The organism is Streptomyces sp. NPDC037301 (assembly GCF_055602785.1).
In genome coordinates this window covers 26987-53044 of the sequence record NZ_JBVJWD010000048.1, presented here as the reverse complement: position 1 = coordinate 53044, position 26058 = coordinate 26987, and the positions used below count along the sequence as shown (strand labels likewise).

Below are 26058 nucleotides of genomic sequence, written 5' to 3'. Positions count from 1 at the left end.
GACGGCCCAGCAAGGACCGCCCCACCCCCACTCCAGCCCGCTACACTCTCCACTCCCAAGCCGTTGACCAGCACGAATGAAGAAGTCCGGCTGGAGTACTAGTTCAGAGAAGGTGCCTTCCACCTGGACTCCGCCTGGCACCACGCCTGGGAGACGGTCGCCGCGCTCATCGCCACCACCAAGGCCACGACCCGGTGACCGGTCGGCCCCGCACGCCCCTGGACCGTGTCCGCGCCTCGGTCGGCATCGCCCAACTCGCCCTCCAGCAGATCGCGGACGACCTGACCGACGACGTCGACCAGGCGGAGCTCGCCGCGATCCTGCGCGAGCTCCAGTAGGACATCGACGTGCCCGGCGGCCTCCTTCCGGCCCTGGCGCAGCTGGTCACCACCGCCGCGCGACGGGCTGAGCAGATCGAGCCCGACCGCGACGGCGACGCCTCCTGCCGCTGCACGAGGCCGCCGCCCTGCTCACCGACAACGCCGGGCCTCGCCTGACCTGGGCTGCCCGCGCCCTGGACCCGCAAGGAGATCCCGAATGACCCTGCCGACCCACCCCCAGTTGCCGGAACGCTGCCTCGTGGTCCTCATCCGCGCATCCGGTGCCGGGAAGAGCACGCTGGCCGGAACCTGGCCCGCCTCGCAGGTCCAGTCCCTGGACGCCCTGCGCGGCGCGGTCAGCGACGACTTCTCTGTCAAGTTCAGCGTGTTGGGGGTTGGAGGGGGCTTTGCATTCCGCACTGGCGGGTGCTCGGGCAGCGGCGCGGTGCGGCCTGAGCACCCTGGGACGTGCGGGTCAGCCGCCCTGCCCGGCGCTCCCGACCGGGCCGACCTTCACCACGGAGCCGGCACCATCCGTGACGGGCAGCGTGTCGGCGCCCGGCCAGTCGAGGGTGACCGACTTCGTCTCGTCCGGCGGGGTCACCACCAGCCCCGTGACGCGGACGCCGGAGCCGCCCGACGTGTTGATCGGGTAGTTGATGCCGAAGTACACCGACTTCCCGTCCTTGAGGGTCATCGGGGTGGCCTTCTCACCCGTGCGCTTCGCGGACAGCGACCCCGAGCTGGTCTTCAGGTCGACGCCCGCGTACCCGGAGAGCACGCAGTCCCGGCCGCCGCCGTTCTTCAGCTCCACCGCGACGGTCCCATCGGGGTCGCCGTCGATGGTGTTGTCCGTCGCCGTGATCTCCAGCTCGTCGGTGCGGCACTTGCCGACCTTGCCGTTCTCGCTGGAGCCGGTCCCGGCGGCCGCGCCCTGTCCGCCGGAGCTCTTCCCGGCGGAGTCCTTCCCGCCGCCCTGATCCGAACCGCCCGAGCCCGAACCGCCGCCCGAGGAAGACACAGCGGACGCGGACGACGGGTCGCTCTGTCCCATGCCGTCATCGTCGTTCTGGCAGGCCGTGAGCGAGAGACCCGCGGCAACGGCCAGGGCGGCGAAGGTGAGCTTGTGAACGCGCATCGTTTCTTCCTCAGTATCGGTTGGGGGTGCCGGCTGCTCGGTACGAGTCGGTACGAGCGAGCGTTTCTGATCACCAAGACCCGCCCGGCCCGGCGAACCATTCCGCCCAAGCACCCCCTAATACATCCCTGTTACACGCACAGCCAGGCACAACGCGCACCACCACCGGGCACACCCGGCCCGCACCGCCCCTCCCGCACCCCTGCTGCCTCGCGATCAGCTTCGTTTTGGCGTTCACACCCTCGGTCGGACCGTTGTTGTACGGAAGCGTGAGCCCCGCCACGGCCGCGTCGTGGTCCTGCTCGAAGCCGGTGAGGAAGGGCGCCGGCTCGGGTGGCTGGGCCTTCCGGACGTCGGCGATCCAGGCGTCGACGTCGCCTCCGCGGCGCTCGCCCATGAGCTGGGCGAAGTCGTGCACGAGTCGGGCCAGGTCGGTCATCTCGGGGCAGGCCGCGATGAGTTCACCCAGATGCTCACGCCGTTTGTCGGACAGGTTCCCGGGCCGGGTCGTGATCCAGGAGGTGAGGCGGCGCGGGGAGGGCGTGATCCGGTCGCTCTCGTGGCAGCCCTGGTTGAGATACTTGTGCAGGAGGTTGAGACTGCCGGTGCAGCCGAGAGCACGGATCTCCTCGAAGAGGTGCTTGACCGGGACCCCGGACTCCTCGAGTACGGCGTCGGCGCAGGTGCTCGCGGTGGGGGTCGACCAGGCAGGTCCGGCACTGGGGCGGGCGACGCAGCCGGTCAGGCTCGGGCGCGCGAGCGTAGCGTTTGACCGTGTTGAGCGCCAGGTTGAGCCGTCGTGCGCAGTCGAGGAGGCCGACACCGTTGTCGATCAGGTCGTGGACGGCATGCCTGCGTTCCAGGGTGGTGCGCTCGCGGGTCAGTGTCTGCCGCTTCGGGCCGGCTTTCGCCCAGCAGCCGCTGTGGGCCGCTATCGCCTTCTCCACCGCCCGTGCCAGGCCGTTCCACACATGCCAGCGGTCGCTGACCTGCGTAGCCTCGGGCAGGGCGCGGCGGATCGCCTCGGCAGACAATGCGGATACGTCGCGGCACACGGTCTCGATGCCGGGGTGGTCGCGCAGCCATACTTCGAGCGCCTTCGACTTCCGGTCGGGCAGGACGCCGATCCTCTCGTGGGTCCCGGCATCGATCACGACAGCGACACAGCGGCACAGCGGTGACGCCGACGCAGGGCGAAGGTGTCGATACCGGTCACTCGGGGCGCCCTCGGACGCGGCAGGGTGCGCAGGGCGGTGTGACGCACCAGGATCCGCTGCCCCTTGTCGACCACCTCTTCGACGACCAGCGGGGACAGCCCCGAAAACACCACGTCCACAACCTCGTTGACATCTCGCACGTAATGTCAACGACACCGACGCCACTCAGTGTCACCACCGAATGTGAGACAGGGCCGTTAACTTTACAGACTCCTCCGGCGGTGCAGCAGGCCGATGGCTGGCGGCTTCGGCAGCGGCCGCGGCTTGGACCAGAGGGCGTGGGGTGACGCGGGGAAGCGTCGCAGGGAAGGGCCGGAGCACCACGAGGTCCTCCGGACGAGCTTTCCAGCGGGGGAAGATGGTGAACCGCACCAGGCGGTGCACGAATCAGCTGCCGTCCGCGTCACCATTCACGACGTGAGCGCCGAGGACGACCCCGCCGCGCGTGCACGGTCCATCGTCGATCGCTACCAGCTCGACCCGTACGAGCTCACGGCCTCGCCGCCGACGCGGTGCGGAATTGTCCGGGTGTCCGACGACGAGACGATCCTCGTCATAGGCACTCACCACCTGGTGTCCGACGCCGCCTCGAGCGCGGTGCTGCTGCGCGACCTCGACCGTGCCTACCGACGCCGGACCGGAGACGACACCAGCGAAAAGCCTCCGCCCCTGGAGGTGCAGTACGCCGATGCCGCACTGTGGCAGCAGAAGCTGATCGCCGCGGGAGACCTGGAGGTCTCGCGCGCCCACTGGGCCGCCCACCTCAAAGGTGTTCGGAGCGGCATCGACCCAGGGCTGCTGCTCCCGTCGACGAACGAGTGGGGCATCGCCGCCGAGACCACCGTCGACCTCGCCGCAGAGCTGACGGACCGGCTGCGCGCGGTTGCGGCCGAGGTGTACGCGACACCGTTCATGGTTCTCTTCGCCGTGTGGGCCGGCGTCCTCGCTCGCCTCGACGCCGCAGCCGGGGCAGACGTCGTCATCGGGGTGCCCGTCGACCGGCGGTCGGACAGGGCGGTCCAGGACCTCGTCGGGCTGTTCGTCACGATGGTCCCGGTCCGCGTGCGTCCCGTCGGGGACCAGACATTCTCGGCTTTCGCTGCCCGTCGGGGCCGGACAGATGGGCGTTCTGGCCGAGGGCGAACATGCCGACGGTCCCAGTCGACGTGACCGTTGTCCCAGGCTTCGCCACCAAGAGAGAACTAATCGCTGTATTCGGGGTGTTGGCGGTGTGCCAACACGCCCGCCCAGGCTGCCAGTTCACGGCCTTCTGCACACGCTTCAGAGCCACCGGGTAACCCGTGCCGCCCTCGATGCCCGCCAGGCATCGAGGGTTTCATGGCCATTCGCGAGACGCTGGACCATCGAGCCAGGGTCGACTGACCTTCGCACCACCCGTAACCTGCGAACCCACCCGCACCACCCCGATAGCATGTTCGAACTCGCGACGAGCACCCTCATCGCCCGTCCTTCGCCGGAAAGCCATGCTATCCGGCACAAAGAGTGACTCATGCAACCAAAATCTAACAAATCGGCCAAACAATTGATATCTATAATATCGCGGGCGTTTTCGCGAAGAAACTACAGAATTACGTTCGCCGCGTGGCGTCAACCGCGGGCGATGCTGTGGGCCACGGCGGGTATCGCGGCCCTCGGATTCCTCATCGCGCTGGAGATCGCCGCACGTCGCTACGGTCTGCCGGGGCCGATCACCACCCAGGTGCAAGAGGTGGTATTCGCCCCCAAATCAGGTTTCCTCCTGTACGCCAGCATGGCGTTGATGATGGTGGTGCTCACCTGGCGGCAACGGTTCATCGCGGCCGGCGCCGCGATCGGCATCGACGTCATCTTCTTGCTGGTGCGGTGGGCGGCCGACGCCAAGGTGACCGACGGCCACCCCTTCGGCAACGGCGCGTTGTGGGTGATTTTGGGCTATGCGGTCATCGCTATCACGCGCCGCACAGGCCGGGAACGTGTCCTGCTGCTGAAGGGCGTCGGGCTGGGCCTGCTGCTGGTGGCCGGCCGCAAGACTGGCGATACCTGGCTACTCATCACGTCGAAGACCCGCCCGGCGGTGCTCGACCAGTACGTGGCAACCGCCGATCACGCGCTGGGCAACCCGTCGTGGCTGGTAGGCCGGATTGTCGCGGCCACCGGCTCGGTCGGCGCCCATTTTCTCGACTACGTCTACACTCAGCTTGCGGTGGCCGCGGTCATCGTCGCGCTGTACCAGCTGCGTAACGTGGCGGTCGAGCGCCGCTTCCCGAGCCATCATCTGATACGCACCTTCCTGGCCATCGGCCTCCTCGGGCCCGGCATCTACATGATCTTCCCGGTGGTCGGACCGATCTTCGCCTACGGCGCCGACGGCGGACACTGGGCGGTGGCCAACCTGTGGCCGGACACGCCGCCGCCGGTCAATGTCCCGCATCAGATGCCATTCGACGAGATCACCCCACGCAACTGCATGCCCAGCCTGCACACAGCGTGGGCTACCGCGATATTCATTCATTCCCGCAAGGGCCCACGGATTCTGCAATTCGCAGGCGCGTTCTGGCTGATTGCTACGCTCGGCGCAACGCTGGGCTTCGGCTACCACTACGGCGCGGATATCGTTGCCGGCGTGGTGTTTACGCTCACGATCGAGGCAGCTCTGCGCTCGCTCGAACGTGGCTGGGACCGGTCAGGAATCCAGCTGGTCACCTACGGTGCAACGGTCTTCGCTGCGCTCTTGGTGTCGTATCGCTATCTGCCGATGGAGATGGCCAAACATCCGTGGGTGTTTGGACCACTTCTCATCCTGGCGATGACCTCAGTGGTTTACTGCTACGTACGGACCATCGAACTGTGGGAAACGGAGGCCGCACCAGCGCGGCAACCGGAACCGCAACCCGAGCTAGTGTCCTGAGTCGGGAATTCCGTGCATATCTGTAGGCTTGCTCCATGGCGCGGATGGGGCGGCCGAAGGCCGAGTTGACGTCGCCGGACGAGGAGCGGGCCGCACTTGAGGAGTGGGTGCGGCATCGTTCCACGCCACAGCGTGGGCGCTGAGATGCCGGATCATCCTGGCTTGCGCCGAGGGTGCCTCGAACAAGGACGTGGCTGCTCAACCCGGCTCCACACCACAGGCGGTGGGCCGTTGACGGGTCCGGTTCGTGCAGTACCGGATCGCCGGTCTGGGTGACATGCCGCGTCCGGGTGGCCCCAGGACGGTGACGGACGAGCAGGTCACGGCGGTGGTCACCAGGACACTGGAATCCACTCCGGCGAACGCAACACACTGGTCGACACGGTCGATGGCCAAGGAGATAGGCCTGTCGCAGTCGTCGGTGTCACGGATCTGGCGGGCGTTCGGCCTGCAGCCGCACCGCTCGGAGACGTTCAAGCTGTCGACCGATCCGTACTTCGTCGACAAGGTCCACGATGTCGTCGGCCTCTACCTGGACCCGCCCGAACGGGCCTTGGTGTTATGCGTGGATGAGAAGTCGCAGATCCAACCCCTTGACCGGTCCCAGCCCGTGCTGCCGATGATGCCCGGGGTTCCCGCGTGGGCCACCCACGACTACGTTCGCGCCGGCACCACCTCACTGTTCGCCGCACGCGGCCCCGGTCCGGACGGGTACGCGGCCTGCCCGGACCGGGACGGGAGACGCGGATCCTCTGCAGGACGGGTTCGAACCGTGGAGAGTCCCCCGCTGCCCGGCAGTGATCACGATCGACATCGGCTTCTGGCCTTGCTCAACGGCCAGAAGCAGCTTGGTCGTCAGGGCACCACGAGAGCGTCCGAGGCCGCGGTCGTCCGGCTCGGTGCCGACGCCGCCGGGCGGCTCCTTCTGAAGATCCCCTTTTTCCGCGCTCCGGCGGCGTGCTGGTGAGCCTCGGCACACGGTGGAGTCGACGTTGATGTCCAAGCTGATGAGTTCCTTGGCATCCGCCCGGGCCTGCAGTTCGATGAAGATCCTCTGCCAGATGCCGTCCCGTTGCCACCGGCGGAACAAGTCGTACACCCGGCCCCAGGGGCCGTACCGCTCCGGGACGTCCCGCCACGGGACGCCAGTGCGGGTCCGAAACCGTATGCCGTCGATCAGCTGCCGCCTCGTCCATATCAGTAGAACGTCCCAGCTTCTTGCCCCCGGGCAACAACGGCGCCAACCGGGCCCACTGGATGCCCGTCAGATCTCCACGCACTGCTTGGCGATCACCGCAGAGGTTGATCGACTTCGGGGACGGACGCCAGACCGGTCACGGACAGGATCGCCTCGACTGTCTCTTCAACCGTCAGCGTAGTGTTGTCGATCCAGGTTCCCTGCTGCCCGAGCTCGGAGCGCATCGCCTCATCCAGGGGCGACCAGTCCATGGTCAAGACCTTCGCCCGCGCCTGGTTGCGCTGCCACGCGACCACCGGGCCGGGAGCCAGGATGACGATATGGAGCGGCACTGCCGCCAGCGTCGTGCGGTAGAAGTCAAGGTGGGCATGGCGGACCACGACATCATCGAGCACGGGGATGAAACTGGCCCGCGCGAAGCTGTCCGCCAGAAGGCACGCGTTGCGAGCCCGCAGGAAGATTTGCCGGTCGGCTTCCGCGTTTTCAGCCGATGAGGGCCATTGCCCACCGCTGACGATCATCTGCTGGAGTGCGTCCACCTCAATATGGGCCGACATCCGGAGCCGGCCGGCCAGCGCAGCAGCCACCGTGGACTTCCCACTCCCGGGGATGCCGGTCAGCAGGACAGCACCGGCGGCCGACTCACGGTCGATGGGTACCGGATTCAAGCTCATACGAATTCTCCAAGCGCAGCGATCAGGTCCCTGAGAGTACGCGTTGCCCCATCATCCGCTGAGCCGGCGACCACTTGATCCACTTTCGACACACGCCCAGCAGCCGAGGGCTGTGTATGCCATTGGGCCTGGCATCGTGACCATCCAGGAGCGCAGATGAGAAATGGCATTGGTTCCCTGGTGACCGGCCTGGATGCCGGCTGGCCTGAGGCGGTGAGGATGTTCGTTCTCGTAATGAAAGTGTCTGCGCGCGATCTGGTGCATGCGGACCTGACGTCGTGCGGGTGGTCACGGTCTGAACAGCACTTGGCCAGCGTCGCGGAGCAGTTGGAGCGCGCCCGGCTCGGAGAGGTCGTCTGGCTTGCGGTTTGCTCTGCAACCGGAATTCCCGTGGCGAAGGGTGGGATCGACTACCGCGTCAAGGAGGGTGTCGGCACTCTGTGGCAGCCTGCAGTCCATCCCGCATTGCAGTCCTGCGGGATCGGCACGTTCCTTGTCGACGCAGCGGAGCAACGCATCAGGAACCGCGGTCTGTGGCAGGCCGAGCTCGGCGTGGAGGAGAACAACCCCCGGGGCTCGGGCGCTCTACGAACGACTGGGCTATGTCACCTTCGACCGTCAGCCGGACTCGTCGAACGAGCAAGCCCCAGATGGGTCGTCATGCTGCTACGAAACGATGTGCACCTTGATGCGCAGGACCTCTCCTAGGTTCGGCCAGCTCCGTCGACGGACGCGGCAGCGGTCGGCTACCGGTCGCTCCAGGTCAAGACGCCGGGAGCGGCGCACCCGGATCGCGGCTACGCGTGAACCAGAGCGTTCTACCGGTCCGTTGGCCTCCTCTCACTGGAGGAGACGAATGACCTCTGGCCGGGAAACCCATGGCTGATCCTGGCGAAGTGGCCGGCGCTCCAGTCCTGACTCTGCGCCGAGCCACAGGATGCTCGCGTCCAGGGTAGGGCGGAGCCGAGCAGAGGTGCTTTGTTGACTGTGCGTAGTGGTCCGCGGGTGGCGGGTCGCCCGTCACTCAGCTCTCCAAAGTGCCCTGGTGGTAGTTTATGCGCCATCCCCTGTCTGTCAGACGTCACAAGGAGCTCCGCCATGCTCGGTGCCATCTGTCGTCGGCGAAGTACGTCAGGCGAACGATGCCCCGAGCGAGTACGACTCCTGACATCTCGCTGACCTTGACCCGGAGGCTCCGGGTGCGCAGTACCCGCGCGATGGAAACGAGCGTGGGGTCTGCGAAGGAGAGCCAAATGTGCGCAGGGTGTGCTCCAGCGGTCAGCGCTCGAGGCGGACGAGGCCCACCTGGTGGCCGCCGTCCTGCGCGAATTGTGCAGGCATGGAACGCACGCCGAGACCACATCCACTCATTGCCGCCCCACCTGCTGCCGGCGTGCTGTCTCACAACCAGCCGCGGCGGGCCGCGATCACTCCGGCCTGGAAGCGGTTGGCGGCGCCGAGGAGGTCGTGCAGGCGGCTGATGCGGCGGCGCATGGTACGGACGGACCAGCCGAGCTGGCGGGCTATCGCCTCGTCCTTGAGGCCGCTGACCAGGAGGGTGAGGACGAGTCGGTCCTCCTCGCCGAGGGGATCCTCGGCGGGGGCGTTGAGGGGCAGGGCCTGCTTCCAGCACATTTCCCAGTAGCCGGTGAGGGCATCGAGCAGAGTGGACGGGCGGATCACCGCGGCGCGGACGTCGTTGAGGTCGAGGGAGAGCGGCATCAGGGCGAGCTTGCGGTCGGCGATGGCGAGTTTGATGCCCAGGCCGGGCAGGACGCGGGCCTGTTCGCCGTGCCGGACCAGCTCGCGAATGTCGTCGAGGACGCCCGGCCATTCCAGGGCCTCGGGGGCGTAGACCGCGCGGTACCGTACGCCGCGGCCGAGCGCCGTCGCCTCCACCGGGTTGGAGGTGGTCAGGGCGTACGGCGGCCGATCCAGGGTCATCACGTCTTCGTGGGCCTCCTGCTGAAGGCGGACGAACCAGCGGCCGAGCGCCTCGCTGCCGGTGGTGATCTCCACCTCGTCCTCATAGGTCGCGCCGGTGCGCGCGGCGGCGAACAGCCGGGACAACTCGTCGGCCGCCGAACGGACCCGCTCCAGCTCATTGCTTCTGGCCCGCACCAGCGCCTCGACGGCGGCGCCCGGCTCGATCGCGGCGTACCGGCGGCGGGAGCCGGCGAGCCGGCCGACCAGCCCGTGGTCGCGGAGCCGGTCCAGCGCCCTGGCGACGCGCTCGGCCGAACAGTCGAGATCCGCGGTGAGTTCGGCAGGCGCCGCCGTCCGCCGGGTCAGGACGGCGCGGTAGACGCTCTCGTCGAACGGATCGATGCCTGCCGCCGTGAGTTGCGGTGTCTCGGGAGTCATGGACGGATGGTGGCCCAATTGTGCCAGCGGCAGCAATGGGCCACGAAGATCAGTTGTGCGGCAAGTGCCCTCACCACTAGGACTTTTACGCATGGCAATGAAGTCACGAAGATCGCGTCATGCCGCCCTCGCCGCCGTTGTTCTCGCCGGCACGTTGGCGGCGACACCGGGTGCCGCCAACGCGTCCACGCCCGACCCGTCGCAACGAGTGCTCGTCGAACTGTCCGGGAACCCAGCGGTCACCGCCGCGCCCGGTGGGTCGCTGCTGTCCGCCGAGGCCGCCCGCGGCGTAGGCGCCGCCCGCCGCGCGCTCGACGCGCGGCAGGAGACGTTCCTCGGCTCGGCGAAGAGCGCCGGGCTGCACCCTTCGGCGACCCGCAAACTGGGTCTGCTCATCGATGCCGTGGCAATGACGGTGCCCGCGTCCGAGGTGGGGCGGCTGTCCTCGCTGCCGGGCGTCACCGCCGTCCGCCCCGACACCCGGGTGCTGACGAAGACGGACGTGAGCGTGCCGCTGATCGGCGCACCCGGCGTCTGGCAGCGCAAGGACCCGGCCGGAAGCCGCGTCACCGGCAAGGGGACCACCGTCGCGATCCTGGACAGCGGCGTGGACTACACCCACCCCGACCTGGGCGGCGGACTCGGCAAGGGGCACAAGGTCGTAGGCGGGCACGACTTCGTCAACGGTGACGAGGACCCGATGGACGACAACGGCCACGGCACCCACGTCGCCGGCATCATCGCGGGCAAGGCGGCTGAGAAGGGCGGCGTCACCGGCGTGGCTCCCGGCGCGAATCTGCTGGCCTACAAGGTGATGGACGCCGACGGCTCCGGCTACACGTCGGACATCATCGCCGGAATCGAGGCGGCCTCCGATCCGGCCAACCCGCACCGCGCCGATGTCATCAACATGAGCCTCGGCGGCCCCGACGACGGCACCGACCCGCTGGGCCGCGCCGCGACCGCGGCTGTACAAGCCGGTGTGGTCGTGGTCGCCGCGGCCGGCAACGACGGACCGGGCACGGGTACGGTCAGCAGTCCCGCAACGGCCGACGGCGTGGTCGCGGTCGGCGCGTCGACAAGCAATCTGCGGCTGCCCAGCGCCTATCTGGCCGGCAGGAAACCCGAGTTGATCCAGACCTACCGCGGCATCCTGTCCGCGAACCCGCCGGAGCACCCCGTCACGGCGCCGCTCGTCGATGTCGGCGAGGGCACCGCCGAGGACTGGAAGCGGGTCGGCGACGTACGCGGAAAGATCGTACGGGCGCAGATGCTCATCGCCTCCGACGCCCGGTACCTGACGGCGAGCGCCGTGGAGTGGGCGCAGGAGGCGGAGAAGCGCGGCGCGATCGCCGTGCTGGCCGGCCTGCCCTCCAACGACGGCCCGGTGTTCGTCGCCGGGGCACCGGGAGAGGTCCGGCCGCCGGAGGTGAACCCTGAGCCGGGAGTGGCCCAGGTGCCGTCATCGCCCGCGCGGATCGATGCCTCCGGCGACTCGCTGCGCATGGACCACCTGGTGGTCATGGGCATCGACTCGACCCAGTACACGGAGTTGAGCTCCCGGCTCTCCGCCGGGAAGGTCTCGGTGACGCTGCGGGGCACCGACACGACCGACCGGATCGCCTCGTTCTCCTCACGCGGTCCCACACAGGGCTTCGGTCTGAAGCCCGATCTGGTCGCGCCGGGCGTGGAGATCCGCTCCACTGTGCCCAAGTCGCTGTACGGGCCCGGCCAGTACCGCATGTCGGGCACGTCGATGGCAGCCCCGCACGTCGCCGGCGCCGCGGCCCTGCTGCGCCAGCTGTATCCCGGCCGGGCGCCTGCCGAGATCAAGGCCGCGTTGGTCGGCACCGCGAAGCCGCTGAGCGGCAGCGGGCCCACGACGCAGGGCTCGGGCCGGCTCGATGTGGCCGCGGCCGCCTCGGCCACGGTCAGCGCCTCGCCGGCGTCGGTGTCGTTCGGACTCGCCGATCTGTCCCGGCGTCACGTCGGCGGCAGCGCGAAGGTGACACTGCGGAACTCCGGCAAGCGGCCGGTCGCGACCTCGCTGCGGACCGACGGTCCGGCCACGGTCTCGGCGAAGCGGGTCACCGTACCGGCCGGGGGGACCGCGACCGTAACGGTCTCGCTGCGCGTCGCCCGACCAGGGGCCGACACCGAGATCAGCGGCCGTCTCACGGCGACTCCCGACCGGGGACCGGCGATCGGGGTGCCCTACCTGCTCGCAGTCCGGTATCTGGCCGTCCAGGCCGCACCCGACCCGAGCGACGGTCACTCGACCGTGCACATCGCCCCGCCGACCCGGCTGGCCGCACCGCCGGTCGTCACCGTCACCCCGCCTCGCGGCAAGGCCGTCGACGTCACTTCCACGCTCGATCCCGCCAGCGGCTACTACCGGGCCGAGGTGACCGGCAGCGTGGCCGGCGCCTACCGGGTCTCGGTACACGGCACCGCCGGCACCGGGCAGCGGCTCACCGGAGCCGGCGCCTTCGAGGTCACCCCGGTCGACAGCCGCGGGGACCGCTGGGAGCCGGTCGGCCCCAACAGCGAGGCCGGTTCGGTCGCCCTCTCGCCGAGCCGGCCGAAGCAGGCCGTCCTCACCCAGTACCAGAAGGCGGCTCCCTGGCTGACCACCGACAACGGTGCCTCCTGGCGCCAGTTGGGCCGACTGCCCGTCGCGGACGGCACGGGTCCGCTCGTGGTGGACGCGAAGAATCCCGACCGCTGGTGGTACGCCGTGAACAGCGTTCACGACGGCAGTCGCCGGGGCGCCATCCTGCGCACCGATGACAACGGGCGGACCTGGCGCACGCTCGACGTCCCGGACACCCGCATCGCGGCGCTCGCCGCCGATGAACGGACCCGCACCCTCGCCGCGGTCACCTCGGACGCACTGCTGGTCAGCACGGACGCGGGTGACCACTGGACGACGTATCCGACCGGTGTGACCGGCGCCATCACCGCCGCCGCCGTCACCGGTGACACCCTCTACATGACGACGTATCACGGTGTCTGGGCCCGCTCCGGCATCGGCTCGGGCAACCCCGGCGAGGCACGCCTGCTCTTCGCCCCGTCCGGCGGGGGCGTCGGCGGGCTGGCCGCCGACTCCTCGGTCGTGGCGGTGTATGTCCCGGGCCGGGGAGTTGTCGGTTCCCGTGACGGCGGGAAGACCTGGACCACCCTGCTGTCCATGACGGACGGCGGCCTCCGCCTGACCATCTCGGGTGACGACCTGTACCTGAGCACGCTGTCCGGCAGCGGCCGTCTCAGCCGCGACCACGGTCGGACGTGGACCACGGTCGCCGCGCCGTCGCGCGCAGCGCTACCGATGGACTACGACCGTTGGGCCGACGGTTCCGTCACCGTCTCCAGCGAGCAGGACGGTCTCTACCGAGGTGCCGCGGACGGCACCGGATATCGGCGGATCGGCGTCCAGGGACTGACCGTGAACGATCTCGCGGTCAGTGACGGCCATCTGCTCGCCGCCACCGACAGCGCGGTCTACCGCACCGCCCTTCCCGTCGCGAGCCCGGAGTGGGGCCAGTCGGGCGGCGAGGGCAGAAGGGGCGTCACCGTCCCGCAACTTGCCGTGTCGGCCAAGGATCCGAAGGTGATCTGGAAGGTGCGGCGCACCGCGTTCGGCTCATTCACCGTCGAGCGCAGCGGCGACGGCGGTGCCACCTGGGAGAAGAGGGGCAGTTCGGCGGAGGTGCCGACGGCGCTCCTGGTCCACCCCGCCGACCCGAACCGGGTCATGGTCAGCTTCCGAAGCCTTCTGGGCCAGGGGCTGTTCGCCACCAGCGACGGCGGTGCGACGTGGAAGAACCTCTACCACGAGCGCTCCTTCGACACCATCGCGGGCGACCCCGCAAATCCGCTGCGCCTGTGGCTCGGCAACACCGCCGGTCTCTACCGGTCTGACGACGGCGGAGTGACCGTCACCAAAGTCGCCGACGGCCCGGTGAGCGCGATCGACCTCGACGGACGGCGACTCGTCGTCGGCGGCGAGAGCGTCCGCGTCAGCACCGACGGCGGCCGGACCTTCCGCACCGCGGACACCGGCGCTCTCGCGATCCATGTCTCCGACCTGCTCCGGGTCAAGGACACGCTCTACGCGGCCACCACCAGGTCCGGGGCCAGCGGCCTCCTGCAAGGCGGCCGCGGCGTACTGCGCAGCACCGACCACGGTCTGAGCTGGCAGAACATCTCAACCGGCCTGCAGAACACCGACACCACCAAACTGGCCGCGAGCCCCGACGGCCGCACGCTCTACGTCGGCACCGTCGACGGCGGCGTGCACCGTCTCGACCTGCGCCACTGATCACTACGGACCGGGCGCCCGGACGGAACCTCTGTCCGGGCGCCCGGTCCACGCGTTGACGCGGCCGGTGGATCAGCGCAACGACCACGACGGCCGGGCCGCCCAGCGCGGGCGTGTCGGGCCATTTGGCCTCGGAGGTGAAGCCGAGCATGGCCTGCATCATCGCCAATGTGACCAGCTCCTCGGCGAGCTGCGGGGCGATCCCTACGGCAGGCGTCCGCGGTGCTTGATGTGATGAGTCCTTCAGCAGGTCGTCGGTCCTCACATACAGTGCGGTGGCGAGGGAGTCCAAGTCCGGTGTCACAAAGGGACCGGCTGTACGCGCCGTACCGAGGCTGGTACTCCCGCGGGTACACCATGGGCGACCCGCACCTGCCGGAGGTCGAGGACGTCCTGACCCCGCTGCGGGCGCACGCGGAGGTCCTGCTGCCCGCGGTGCGGCAACTGCTCCGGGACGACGGCGTGTGCTTCTCGCTGACCTGCCCCTTCCTTCGCGTCCTGAAAGCGTGGGGCCGGCCGCAGCTCCCGCGCTGCCGAAGGTGGTGGCCCTGCTGGACGACGCCCGGTACTCGCTGTACGCAGTCGATGCGCTGGTGGCGATGGGACCGGCTGCGGCGTCTGCCGAGCCTGCCGTACGCAGGTGCACGGTTCTCGACTTCCCCGGTAACCATCACACAGTGGCGTGGGCCGCCCGGCGCCTCGGCGGCGACGGGGATGCGGCCCTGCGGCTTATCGGCGAGGCGGTGCTGACGGAGGAGGGACCTCTGATCCGCATGTCCGGGATGGGGACCAACGGGGCAGCAGTTGGCAATAGCGCCGATTCCGCTTCTGCCCTCTCGCAAACGACCATCTGTGAGAGTTCTGCGAGAGATCCGGGAGCCGACCCGTTTCCGCAGGTGGCCGCTCGCAGAAGTCCCCTCAAAACCCGCATGTTGTTCGACGGGGCTCCGAGAGGCTTCCGGCATGGATTTCACGCCCGATCAGGCCGCATTGGCGGTAGAACATTACGACTGCCCGAACTGTGACGCACCTGCCGGCAGCGCCTGCCGCACCCCGGGCGGGAAGACCGCCACGAAGTACCACACCCCCGCTTCGTCCTCGTCCCCTCGCTCCGCGCGGAACTGGACCGCCACGACGTCGGTACTTCCCCGACCGCACACCCGTGCGCCAATTCGTGCTGTCGCAGGAGCGCTATTCCCAACTTGCCACCTACTACGAGCAGGCATGACGGCCGTTCAGGCATGGCACGACCTCATCATCGACAGGGCGAGGCATCGTCCGGCTCGACGACACGTCTCGCTGAAGGTGAAGCAGGGAAGTTCACAGCCGAGGTGCCGCGAGTTGACTGAGACGCCAGGTCTTCATCCAACGCCCCCGAGCGCTCGAGAAACTGGGTAGTTGTCCGGGGCCAGCTCCGCATACGTTCGGCAGCATGACTGACGAGTGCTTCGGGCATCCACGACTCGCCGCGATCTACGACCCGCTCGACCCTGATCGCAGCGATCTCGATGCATACGTCCGGATGACGGAGGAGTTCAGGGCGCATCGAGTGCTGGACATCGGCTGCGGGACAGGAGTGTTCGGCCTCCTACTGGCTGATCGCGGGATCGACGTCGTCGGCATCGATCCCGCCCGGGCGTCCATCGATGTCGCTCGGGCCAAACCGGGCAGTGAGCGAGCGCGCTGGATCTGCGGTGATGCGACGGCACTCCCGCCTCTGCAGGTTGACCTCGCGACGATGACAGCGAACGTTGCCCAGGCCATCGTTGATCCGCAGACATGGCAGAAGACGCTGCAGGGGGCCTACGAAGCGCTGTGGCCCGACGGGCACCTGGTGTTCGAGACCCGGGACCCGGCGAGGCGCGCTTGGGAGGAGTGGAACCGCGAGAGCTCCTACAGCGTGACGGAGATTCCAAACGTCGGCGCCGTCGAGAGCTGGGTCCAGCTGATCGACGTGAGTTGGCCGCTGGTGGCGTTCCGGTGGACTTACGTATTCGCTGCGGACGGCCAGGTGCTGACGTCGGACTCGACGTTGCGCTTCCGTGAGCGGCAGGAGGTCGAGAGGGACTTGGTCGCGCACGGCTATGCGGTGGAGGACGTTCGCGACGCGCCTGACCGACCAGGCCGGGAGTTCGTCTTCGTCGCGCGACGTCCATCACTTCAGTGATCCACGCCACTCAGTCTTCGATGGCACGCGCTCAGCATTCGATGGCACAGGAAAGCCATTCCGGTTCCTGGTTGGCCACACCTGGCAAACCATCACCGGACTGTGGCTGGAGGGAGGAGCGTGGGCGGTCGGCGTCCCCGTTCAGTCGGTAGGCACAGCGTCGAGCGCCCGTGCGAGGATCGCGACGTGAACGATCTGCACTTCCGCCTCGCCGACGACGCCGACCTCGCCACTCTCGTTCGTCTGCGCGACGAAGCTGCCCGCTGGATGCTCGCCCAGGGCATTACCGGCCAGTGGCAGCCCGGCGAGCTGGGCGAGGACCACTTCCGCCGGATCATGGCGAGTGGCGAGGTCTGGCTCGCCGAGGCCGCCGGCCGCGCGGCCGGCGCCTGGGAGCTGTGGTGGGCGGACGAGGACGCCTGGGGACCGCAGCCGCCAGTGGCCGGCTATGTGCACCGGCTGATGGTGGACCGCAGCAGCGCCCGGCCGGGGACGGGGCGGCTGCTGCTGCGAGCTGCGGAGCACCGCGTGGCCGCGGCGGGGCGGGCGTTCATACGTCTGGACTGCCTGGCCGGCAATGCGCGCCTGAACGCCTACTACTTGGACGACGGCTACCGGCTCGTCGGCCACAAGGCGGGCAAGCCGCAGCCGGGCGGTGCACCCAAGTCGTTCACGCTCCTTGAGAAGGCCCTGCGGGTCGGCCGCCAGGACTGAGCAACCTCGGCCGGGGCGGCGAGCCCGCTGAGGACGACCACGGCGCGCTGGAGGCCGCCCCCACAGACCGCGCCGCTCGCGGCGTCAGTGGTCGGCGAAGGTCGAACGTTGTGGAATACGCGCTGCACCAGGTCAGCGTCGCCGGTCAGCCGCGGGCCGGCCAGACCTGAGGCTATTGCTCCCATGACGCGACGCGCTGCATGGTGAGACCACGCGGGTACGAAGGCTTGGGAGAGCATGTGGAAGAGTCACGGTGGATTCAGCGGCAGGTCTCGACCAGCAGCAAGACACTGCGATTTCCGAGGGCGTTGCTCTCTTTCGCCCTCGTCGATCTGACCTGGGAGATCGTCAAGGCCAATCTGAGTAGCCATGTCCGCGGAGACTGGCCGTGGCGGCTCACGGTGCTCGACACGTCCACATGCGCAGCCGTGGTCGCTCTGCTGACCGGCATCATTGTGACCCGGTCCCAACTGTCTCAGACCATGCAGCCCGTATTGAGTTGGTCCGGGTTCGCGGGACGCAGTCGCGAACTGACGGACTCACTGCGAACGGTCTCCCTCGTCAATGCCGGCGGGGGACGATCCGTGGTGCGCTCCGTCACCTACCGGATCCGGGCATCCGGGCCATACGCGGACGGCGCTGCCTTCTCCTCCGGCTGGATGTCCTGGCGCGACGCCATCGACTCGCTTGCGGCACTCGGGCTCGACCGGGACCAGGACTTCTTCCTCCTGCACCTCGGTTCCGGTGCAGCCATACCGATGACGAACGTCGGCCGAGATGGTGTGGAACTGCTGGCTCTGGGCTCGAAGGCTCTTGAGCGCCTGGCCGTGCTCGACATCAGAATCCAGGTCACCGACGTCCTGGGCGATGTCTATGAACGAGATCTGCAGTGCATTCGTCCACTGTCAAGGCCGCGCCACGGCGCCGGCGCATGACACCGCCTCAGGCCGGTCATTGAACCGACCGGGCACGCAAGTGCACCACGAGGCTTCGGTGGCTCGGCCCGGGCCGGCCGCTCTGCTCGCGGCGGCGCGTGCGGACGAGACGGACGCCGGCACTGCCGGCCGAGAGCTGTGTATCCGCTGATCGGCGCCCGACGGCTGCGGGTTGCCCGGGCGGACGGCCTCACCGCCAAACGCCGGTGCAGGGCGCCGGCGAGGACGTGCGGACTCCGGAGCCGTCCGGCTCTCGAGTCCCCCTGCGCCATCACCTGCTCGACGTCGGCTGATCGGTGCTCTGCAGTTCCAGGCCCATGCGCTGGGCGAGGCCGGCGGCGAGTGCCGACAGCGTCGGGTGCTGCCAGACGAAGTTGCCGGCAAGCTCGACCCCGAGGTCGGATTCCAGACGGACCCGCAATTCCATGGACAGCAGTGAATCGAAGCCCAGCGCCTTCAGGGGTGTCTGCGGGTCAAGGGTGGTGCTGCCCAGCCGGAGAACTCCGCGAATGTGATCGGCCAGGTAGGTCTCGAGTGCCTCGCGCCGGGCGGTGCCTGGTGCGAGGCCCGTGAGACGGGTTTGGATGTCAGGGGAGTTCTCCAGTACGCCGGCCGCGTGTTCGTTGCCCGGGGCGAGGAGGCTGAAGAACGAGGACTGCCGTCCGGCGAGGGGGATCCAGGTGCTCGGCTCCCCGGGAATCACTCCGGTCTGGACGCGTCCGTGTGCCAGGAGCGCGTGGAGCGCCAGCAGCCCCTTGCCGGTCGGGATCGTCTCGTAGCCCCGGCTGCTGAAGTCGGTTGCGACACCGGTCTCGCCCCACGGCCCCCAGTTGACGGCGAGCGTGGGCATGCCTTCGCGGGTCCGCCAGGCGGCGAAGGCGTCGAGCCAGGAGTTGGCGGCGGCGTACACGCCCTGCCCGGGGTTGCCCAGCAACGAGGCCATGGAGGAGAAGACGACGAACCAGTCCAGTGTGTGCGCCGTAGTGGCGTTGTGCAGTTTCCATGCGCCGGTGACTTTGGGGTCCCATACGCGCTTCAGCTGGGGGTCGCGGATGTTGGTGATCGCGGCGTCCTCGAGGACCATGGCGCAGTGCATGACACCGCGCAGAGGTGCCCCGTCTTCGGTGGCGGTGGCCACCAGGCGTTCGGCGGTATCGGGTTTGGCGATGTCGCTCAGTACGACAGTGATCCGGGTACCGTCGGCGGACAGCTTCCTGATCGCGCGTGCGGCGGCGAGGGAGGGAGGTGTGCGACCGTTGAGGACGATGTGGCTCGCACCCTGCTCGGCCAGCCAGTGCGCGGTTGCCAGGCCGAGGCCGCGCAGGCCGCCCGTGATGATGTAGGCGCCGTCGGCGTGAACGACGCGCGGCCCCTGGGGAAGGACCGCAGTGGTCTCCCCCCGGTCCGGGATGGTCAGGACCAGCTTGCCGATGTGGCCCGCGCGGGCCATCAGGCGGAAGGCGTCGGTGGCTTCGCCGAGCGGGTGCGTGGTGCAGAGCAGTGGCTTCAGGCGGCCTTCGGTGAACTCGGCGATGACCTCACGCAGCACGGTCGCGAACATATCGGGACGGGTCCGCTGGAGTTCGATGAGGTCAACGGTACTCAGGGTGATGTTGTGCCGGAACGGGGCCAGCCCGACAGGGGCGTCGGACAGGATGTCGCGCACTCCCAGTTCGACGAAGCGGCCGAAGGGCCGCAGGGTCTCCAGCCCTGCGCGGATTGCCGCACCGGAGAGCGAGTTGAGGACGACATCCACGCCCAGGCCGTGGGTGGCGTTGCGGGTCTGCTCGGCGAAGTCCAGGGACCGGGAGTCCATCACATGGCTGATGCCGCTGCCCCGTAAGTATTGTCGCTTCTCTTCGTTGCCGGCTGTTGCCAGCACCTCGGCGCCGAGCAGCCGGGCGACGGCGACCGCCGCCATGCCGGTGCCCCCGCTGGCCGAATGGATCAGGACGCGTTCCCCCGCGCGTAGCCGGGCAACGTGGCGCAAGGCGTACCAGGCGGTGAGGAAGGCCGTGGGCATTCCGGCCGCGGCGACAGGATCGAGCGTGGCCGGGATCGGGGCGACCGCGGTCGCGGGCACAGTGATGAAGGAGGCGAAGGCGCCGCCTTCGAGGTGAACGGCGAGTACCGGGTCGCCGGTGCGCAGGTGCTCGACGCCGGGCCCTGTTTCGGTCACCACGCCTGCGCACTCGAAGCCGATCCGGTACTGGATGTCCTGCTCGCCGGGCAGGAGGCCCATGGCCGTGAGTACGTCACGGAAGTTGAGGCCCGCCGCCTGGACGCGCAGCTCCACCTCGCCCGGTCCTGGAGTCCGCCGCCCGGTCGCGGCGAGTTCCAGACTGCCGAGGTCCCCGAGCCGTCCCGCGCGGAGGCGGAATCCGTCCACTGCGTAGCGCACGGTGCGGGTGGCGGCCGTGACCTGTTCGGAGGCGGCCAGGGGGGCGTGATCGAGCCGGGCGATGTACCGGGTGGCGCCTCGTAGGGCGATCTCGTCCTCGTGGCCGTCGGCGAGCAGTTCCTCGGCCAGGCTCCGCAGGCCTGGGTCGCCGTGGTCCGTGTCCACCAGGGTGGCGCGCATGTGCGGGTGCTCGAACGCCAGGACGCGGATCACTCCGCGCAGGGCGCTTTGCTCGAGGTCCACGGTCTCGCCGGCCGCTACCGCACGGGCGGCGCGGGTGACCGCGTACAGGCGAGGAGGGGTGGAACTGCGGGCGGCTGCCTGGGCGATGCCGAGAATTCGTCGGGCACGCCGCTGGGCGCCCACGGTGGGATCGTCCGTGGTGGTGGGCGAGGTGCCGCACAGCATCACCACGGCGCGCGAGGCGGAGCCGATGGCCTCCAGGCGTGTGCTGACAAAGTCGCCGAACGGTCCGAGCCGCTCGTCTCCCAGCGGGGTGTCCCACACCTCGGCCCGGGCCCCGGCCTCGCGCAGGATGCCGGCCAGTGCCTCGGCGTCGGTGTGGCCCTCCCCGATGACGAGCCAGTTTCCGGGCGGGATCTTCGAGGTGGCCTGCGGCCGCGGGACCGGATGCCAGCCGGCCTCGAGGAACCACTTGTCGGCCGTGCCGGCGTTCTGCGGGCTTCGGCGTGCGAACTTCACTCCGTCGAGGGCCATCACCAAATTGCCCGCCTCGTTCAGCAGGCGGGCATGTCCTACGGCGCTGTCGGCCGTGGTCTCGACGATCCGTGCGTGGCAGTACGCAGCGGTCGCGGGATCACCCAGAATCCGTACGGCCTGCATCTGGACGGGGAGGATCAGTCCCTGGCCGGCGTCCTCGACCGGCCCTGCGACCAGGAGTTGCAGGCAGAGGTCGACGAGGACGGGGTGGACTCGCAAGGAGTGCTCCGGGGTCCGTGCGGGCTCCGGGACCTCCACACGGGCCCAGAAACTCTCGCGGCTGCGGGAGGCGCGCAGCTGCGTGATTCCGGCGAACGCCGGACCGTGTTCCAGTCCCCGGGAATGAAGTCGTGAGTAGAGGGCTGCGGAGTCGACGGTGACCGGGTGCCTTTGGGCCAAGGTGCTGACGGAGACGGTGCGGGTGCGCGGGGGCAGGGAGAGCCGGCGCAGCACGGCGGAGGCATACGTTGTCCACTGGCCGTCGTCGCCGCGTCCGAAGATCTCGCATGTGGCGTGATCCGGGGCGGTCATGGTGACGGTCGTGCTGAGGCCGGTGCGCCCGGTCAGGCGCAGCATCTCCCGGAATGAGACGTCGGTGATCTCTACGTCGGTGGGGGCAGCGTCGAACACCTCGCAGGCGGTGGTCAGTGCGATGGCGTAGTGGGCGGCGCCGGGCAGTACCGGGGTGCCGTGCACTCGGTGATCGGTCAGCCAGGGCAGTCCCGTGGTTCCTGCGTCTCCCTGCCAGCAGTGGCGCATCCGTTCGCCGGGTACCTCGGTGTGGCTGCCCGGCAGGGCGACGGCCGACTGTGCGGCGTTCTGTTCGCCGGGGGTGGCCGGCCGGGCGGCATCCGTCCAGTGGTGCTTGCGGTCGAAGGTGATGGTGGGGACGTCCGCGAGGCCAGCCTGCGCGTACAGCGGCGACCAGTCGACTTTCACACCGGCGCAGTGCAGGGCCGCAAGGTGGGTGCGGAACGTGGTGGGCTCGTCCTCTGCGCGGCGTAGCGTGGGCAGCACGACGGGTTCGCCGGCCAGGTCTTCGAGGCTTTCCGCGATGGCGTGCGTGACCACTGGGTGCGGGGAGATTTCTACATACACCAGGTTCCGGTCTGCGGCGGCCGTGGCCACCGCCGGGGAGAAGCGGACCGGGTTGCGCAGGTTGGCGCACCAGTAGGCGGCGTCGAAGGCCGGCACCTCGTGGGGGTCTGGCAGCACGGTGGAGTAGAAGGGGATCTTGGGGCGCTGAGGAGTCAGGTCGCAGAGGGCGGTGCGGAGTTCGGCGAGCAGCGGGTCAACTTGCGGGCTGTGGGAGGCGACGTCCACCGCGACGGTCAGTGTGGGAATTGCGCGGTCCTTCCAGGCGGCGACGAGCCTTGCCACCTGGGTGGTGTCGCCGGCCACGACGGTGGAGTTCGGCGCGGCGAGGACCGCTACGGAGACGGACTGGGTGTTGTTCGCGGTGAGTTCGGCCTCCACCGCGGCCCGGTCCAGTCCTACGGTCGCCATGGCGCCGGCTCCCGCGATCCGGGTGAGCAGCGCGGAGCGCCGGCAGATCACCCGGGCGCCGTCCTTCAGTGACAGTGCCCCGGCCACGACAGCGGCCGCGACTTCTCCCATGGAGTGGCCGATGACACCGGCCGGCTCGACTCCGTGGGCGCGCCAGGTGGCGGCCAGCGCGATCTGCAGGGCGAACAGCACCGGCTGCACCTTGGAACATTCCGTCACCGGTTCACCGGTGCGTACCACGTCCAGTACCGAGAACCCGGCCTCGGCGCAGATGTGGGAGTCGGCTTCGGCCAGGGCCACCGCGAAGGCCGGTTCCTGCTGCAGCAGCCCGCGCCCCATGCCCGGCCACTGCGAGCCCTGCCCGGAGAACACCCATACCGGCTGCCGGGAGACGGTGACACTTGTCGGTCCCGACACCACGGCCGGGTGTGCCCGGCCCGCCGCGAACGACCTCAGTGCGCCGACCGCGTCGGGTGTTGAGCGAGCCACGACTCCGAGGCGTCCTCGCCCTGCGCTGCGTCGCAGGGCCAGGGTGTGCGCGACGTCGCGCAGCGGTACGTTCGCGCCGTCGCCCTCCAGCCAGTCGGCCAGACGCAGTGCCGCGGCCGGGAGCACGGCCGGGGATCCGGCCGGAACCAGGACCACTTCGGGTGCGGCGGGAGGAGTCTGCCGCCGACGTGGCAGGGCCGTTCGGCTGTCCTGTGGGGGTTGTTCCAGGATTACGTGGGCGTTGGTGCCGGAGAATCCGAAGGAGGAGACCGCGGCCAGTCTGGTCGGCGCCTGTACGGGCCACGGGGTCAGCTCGGTGGGCACGAAGAAGCGGGTCTTGTCTGCGGCGATGGCCGGATTCCAGCGGGTGAAGTTCACGTTGGGCGGGATGAGTCCGTGCTGGAGGCACAGGACGGTCTTGATCAGTCCGGTGATCCCGGCGGCGGGTTCCAGGTGGCCGAGGTTGGTCTTGACCGATCCCAGGGCGCACCGGCCGTGACCGGTGCCGTACACCTGTGCCAGGCTGGCGAACTCGATCGGGTCACCGATCGGGGTTCCCGTTCCGTGAGCCTCGATCATTCCCATGTCCTGCGGGTCGATGCCGGCGTTGGTGAGTGCCTTGTGGAACAGGGCCCGCTGGGCGGTGGGCGAGGGAGCGGCCAGGCCGTCGGACCGGCCGTCCTGGTTCACGGCGGTGCCGCGGACGACGGCGAGGATGCGGTCGCCGTCCCGTTCGGCGTCGGCCAGGCGTTTGAGTACGACGGCGCCGCAGCCTTCACCGCGGACGAAGCCGTCCGCGGCGGCGTCGAAGGTGTGGCAGCGTCCTGTCGGTGACAGCATTCCCATCCGGGCGAAGGACAGGGTTGTTCTGGGTCGGAGCATGAGCGTGACACCGGCGGCGAGGGCGAGATCGCATTCGTTGTGGAGCAGTGCCCGGCAGGCCAGGTGGAACGCGACGAGTGAGGACGAGCAGGCCGTGTCGAGTGCCACGCAGGGGCCGTGCAGGCCCAGGAGGTAGGAGATACGGCCTGCGGCTACGCAGTGCCCGTTCGTCAGGATGGAGCCCTCGAGTTCCTGGGGCTGTCCGGCGAGCTGATCCATGTAGTCGTTGTAGCTGAGACCGGCGAAGACCCCCGTGGGGGAGCCGGTCAGCCGGTCCGGCGGCAGCCCGGCGTTTTCCAGCGCTTCCCAGGCCACCTCCAGCAGCAGCCGGTGCTGCGGGTCGAGTACGTCCGCCTCGCGGCCGGAGACTCCGAAGAAGTCCGCGTCGAACCCTGACACGTCGCTCAGGTACCCGCCTGGCTGAGGAGGCGGGGGTGAGCCGAGGGTTGGTTCAGCGCCCCCTTGTGCCCAGAGTGTCTCGCGTCCCGGCGGCGGATTCCCGACTGCCTCTTGCCCTTTGGCGAGCAGCCGCCACAGGGCCGCGGGAGAGTCGATGTCGCCGGGGAGCCTGCACCCCATGCCGATCACGGCGAGAGAATCCGTCGCGTTGTTGAAGGAATGCCTGTGTCGGCCCACGGGAGTTCTCCTTGTCGATTGGCTGCGCAGGCGGCGGGAAACCCCCCGGCTCTGTTGACGGTTCGCCGCCCGGGGGCGGCGGCGTGCATGCGTGCCGGAATCGGCCGGGTCGGGCGGGGGGGGCCGTGGAGGGCTGGGGGTTACCGGGACGGGCCTCAGACGTCGGGGCTGCCCAGGAGGATCGCGCTCTTCACCCCGCCGACCTGGTAGTTGAAACTCAGCGCGTAGTCGAAGTCGAGAGGGCGGGTGCGTGTGCCGGGAACGGGGTCGAAGGTGAGGTTGTCCGCCGGCTGTTCGCAGTTCGCGGTGGGACATACCTCGCCGCGCTCCATCATGAGCAGTGTCAGAGCGACGCCGAGACAGCCCGCGGGCGCGCCGTTGTGGCCGAAGCAGCCTTCCTGGGACGTCATCAGCAGGTCCTGTGCGGCAGATCCGTACAGTTCCTTGATCGCGTTCGCCTCGAAGGCAGTGACCACCACGTTGCCGTCGCTGCCGCCGTGAACGTAGGGCACCTGGCCGGTCTCCCAGCGGTCTTTGAGACATCGGCGGACGGCGCTCACCAGTTCGCGGCCCGTCTCGTCGGATGCCAGAGGATTGGTCAGCCCGTCGCGGGTCGTGGCCTGGGCGAGCACCTGACCGTACAGGTGGGCCCCGCGCCGGGTGGCGTGCTCGCGGCTCTCCATGATGACGGTCACCGATCCCTCACCGTGGTTGATGCAGTCGGCGCGCCGGTCGTAGGGGCGCATGAGGGAGCCGAAGGACGGCAGAAGGGCGGGCATGTCGTTGGACCGGATGATTTCGTATGTCTTCTGCGCGCCCTGCAGCAGGCGCTGGATGTTGCGGATCAGTTTGACGCTGAAGACGTCGACGCCGGTCACGACGGCGACGTCGATCTCGCCGTCGGCGATCAGGCGTCGGGCGTTGCCGATCTGTACCGCGGATGACGCGCAGCCGCACGACACCGTGAAGTTGGGGCCTTTCGAGCGGGACAGTGCGCCTTGGACCAGGGCGACGTCGGAGGGAGTGACGGCTTGTTCCGCCGCGACGAACAGTTCCATCGCCTCCGTCACGCGAATGGTCTCGGGGTCGGCTCGCAGGACGGCGAGGTAACTGTCGATGTTCGCGTCGACGCCACCGCGTCCGGCCAGGATCGCCGCGTCTGCCAGGTCGCCCGTGAGGGGATCCAGCTCGGCGTCCAAGCATGCCTGCGCCATGGACACCAGGCCGAACCGATGCGCTGCGGTGTAGTGGCGTGAGAAGAACGGGGCGATATCGGGGAGGCGTTCGTCGAACATTGCGTCCGAGAGGTCTACGGAGCCGTAGTAGGCATTGCTCTGCCTGAGGCAGGAGGCCCCCCGGGAGGCGATGTTCCACAGGTCGTCCGCGGTGAAGACGGGCCGCCCGTCACCGGGAAGGCAGAACCCGATACCGGTGACCATGGCATCCCGCGTGTGCCGGCCGCCTCCCG

General features: G+C 69.1%; 13 protein-coding genes and 6 pseudogenes. 11 read left to right on the top strand and 8 right to left on the bottom strand.

Annotated features, from left to right (window positions below; genetic code table 11):
* Positions 1–194 precede the first annotated feature (194 nt).
* Together ACZ7IB_RS40130 and ACZ7IB_RS40125 are read left to right on the top strand one after the other, a co-directional pair.
* Positions 195–541: pseudogene (locus ACZ7IB_RS40130) on the top strand (hypothetical protein).
* Positions 538–687, top strand: a pseudogene (locus ACZ7IB_RS40125) (ATP-binding protein); the annotation flags it as partial. The pseudogenes ACZ7IB_RS40130 and ACZ7IB_RS40125, both read left to right, overlap by 4 nt.
* A gap of 108 nt (positions 688–795) precedes the next feature.
* Here ACZ7IB_RS40125 and ACZ7IB_RS40120 read toward each other — a convergent pair.
* Both ACZ7IB_RS40120 and ACZ7IB_RS40115 read right to left on the bottom strand, forming a co-directional pair.
* A complete protein-coding gene (locus tag ACZ7IB_RS40120; protein WP_470919570.1) occupies positions 796–1458 on the bottom strand; it encodes a DUF4232 domain-containing protein in 663 nt (220 codons plus the stop codon).
* A 184-nt stretch (positions 1459–1642) separates the two neighbouring features.
* Positions 1643–2761: pseudogene (locus ACZ7IB_RS40115) on the bottom strand (ISL3 family transposase); the annotation flags it as partial.
* Positions 2762–2909: 148 nt separating this feature from the next.
* Here ACZ7IB_RS40115 and ACZ7IB_RS40110 point away from each other — a divergent pair.
* The 3 genes and pseudogenes from ACZ7IB_RS40110 to ACZ7IB_RS40100 all read left to right on the top strand — a co-directional run.
* Positions 2910–3845: a condensation domain-containing protein gene (locus ACZ7IB_RS40110; RefSeq protein ID WP_470919568.1), complete on the top strand. Its 936-nt coding sequence runs from the start codon at positions 2910–2912 to the stop codon at positions 3843–3845.
* Positions 3846–4296: 451 nt separating this feature from the next.
* Positions 4297–5583, top strand: a complete 1287-nt coding sequence (locus ACZ7IB_RS40105) for a phosphatase PAP2 family protein (protein WP_470919566.1) — start codon at positions 4297–4299, stop codon at positions 5581–5583.
* Positions 5584–5618: 35 nt separating this feature from the next.
* Positions 5619–6274 (top strand): annotated as a pseudogene (locus ACZ7IB_RS40100) (IS630 family transposase); the annotation flags it as partial.
* On the opposite strand, the gene ACZ7IB_RS40095 reads toward ACZ7IB_RS40100, so the two are convergent.
* Together ACZ7IB_RS40095 and ACZ7IB_RS40090 are read right to left on the bottom strand one after the other, a co-directional pair.
* Positions 6260–6751 (bottom strand): transposase, encoded by a 492-nt coding sequence (locus ACZ7IB_RS40095; protein ID WP_470919572.1) that lies wholly within the window; start codon positions 6749–6751, stop codon positions 6260–6262. The pseudogene ACZ7IB_RS40100 and the gene ACZ7IB_RS40095 overlap by 15 nt on opposite strands.
* A 122-nt stretch (positions 6752–6873) precedes the next feature.
* A complete protein-coding gene (locus ACZ7IB_RS40090) occupies positions 6874–7455 on the bottom strand; it encodes an AAA family ATPase (protein WP_470919564.1) in 582 nt (193 codons plus the stop codon).
* 219 nt (positions 7456–7674) lie between these two features.
* On the opposite strand from ACZ7IB_RS40090, the pseudogene ACZ7IB_RS40085 reads away from it, so the two are divergent.
* Positions 7675–8152, top strand: a pseudogene (locus ACZ7IB_RS40085) (GNAT family N-acetyltransferase); the annotation flags it as partial.
* 704 nt (positions 8153–8856) lie between these two features.
* Here the strand turns inward: ACZ7IB_RS40085 and ACZ7IB_RS40080 are convergent.
* A complete protein-coding gene (locus tag ACZ7IB_RS40080) occupies positions 8857–9819 on the bottom strand; it encodes a helix-turn-helix domain-containing protein (protein WP_266366517.1) in 963 nt (320 codons plus the stop codon).
* A gap of 91 nt (positions 9820–9910) precedes the next feature.
* Here ACZ7IB_RS40080 and ACZ7IB_RS40075 point away from each other — a divergent pair, with 91 nt between their 5' ends.
* Positions 9911–14140, top strand: a complete 4230-nt coding sequence (locus ACZ7IB_RS40075; RefSeq protein WP_470919562.1) for a S8 family serine peptidase — start codon at positions 9911–9913, stop codon at positions 14138–14140.
* Between the two features lie 121 nt (positions 14141–14261).
* Here ACZ7IB_RS40075 and ACZ7IB_RS40070 read toward each other — a convergent pair.
* A pseudogene (locus tag ACZ7IB_RS40070) lies at positions 14262–14444 on the bottom strand (IS982 family transposase); the annotation flags it as partial.
* A 659-nt stretch (positions 14445–15103) separates the two neighbouring features.
* On the opposite strand from ACZ7IB_RS40070, the gene ACZ7IB_RS40065 reads away from it, so the two are divergent.
* From ACZ7IB_RS40065 to ACZ7IB_RS40050, 4 genes are all read left to right on the top strand, one after another.
* Positions 15104–15538 carry a zinc finger domain-containing protein gene (locus ACZ7IB_RS40065; RefSeq protein WP_470919561.1) on the top strand — a complete coding sequence of 145 codons (435 nt, stop codon included), beginning with the start codon at positions 15104–15106 and terminating at the stop codon, positions 15536–15538.
* Between the two features lie 34 nt (positions 15539–15572).
* Positions 15573–16307, top strand: coding sequence for a class I SAM-dependent methyltransferase (locus ACZ7IB_RS40060; protein WP_470919559.1), 735 nt, complete (start codon positions 15573–15575; stop codon positions 16305–16307).
* A gap of 186 nt (positions 16308–16493) precedes the next feature.
* Entirely contained in the window at positions 16494–17021 is a 528-nt protein-coding gene (locus ACZ7IB_RS40055) for a GNAT family N-acetyltransferase (protein ID WP_470919558.1), read from the top strand.
* A 239-nt stretch (positions 17022–17260) separates the two neighbouring features.
* Positions 17261–17956, top strand: a complete 696-nt coding sequence (locus tag ACZ7IB_RS40050; protein ID WP_470919556.1) for a hypothetical protein — start codon at positions 17261–17263, stop codon at positions 17954–17956.
* Between the two features lie 271 nt (positions 17957–18227).
* On the opposite strand, the gene ACZ7IB_RS40045 is transcribed toward ACZ7IB_RS40050, so the two are convergent.
* Complete coding sequence (locus ACZ7IB_RS40045; RefSeq protein WP_470919571.1) at positions 18228–24542, bottom strand: SDR family NAD(P)-dependent oxidoreductase; 6315 nt, start codon at positions 24540–24542, stop codon at positions 18228–18230.
* A 203-nt stretch (positions 24543–24745) separates the two neighbouring features.
* Positions 24746–26029, bottom strand: a complete 1284-nt coding sequence (locus tag ACZ7IB_RS40040; RefSeq protein WP_470919554.1) for a beta-ketoacyl synthase N-terminal-like domain-containing protein — start codon at positions 26027–26029, stop codon at positions 24746–24748.
* Positions 26030–26058: the final 29 nt, after the last annotated feature.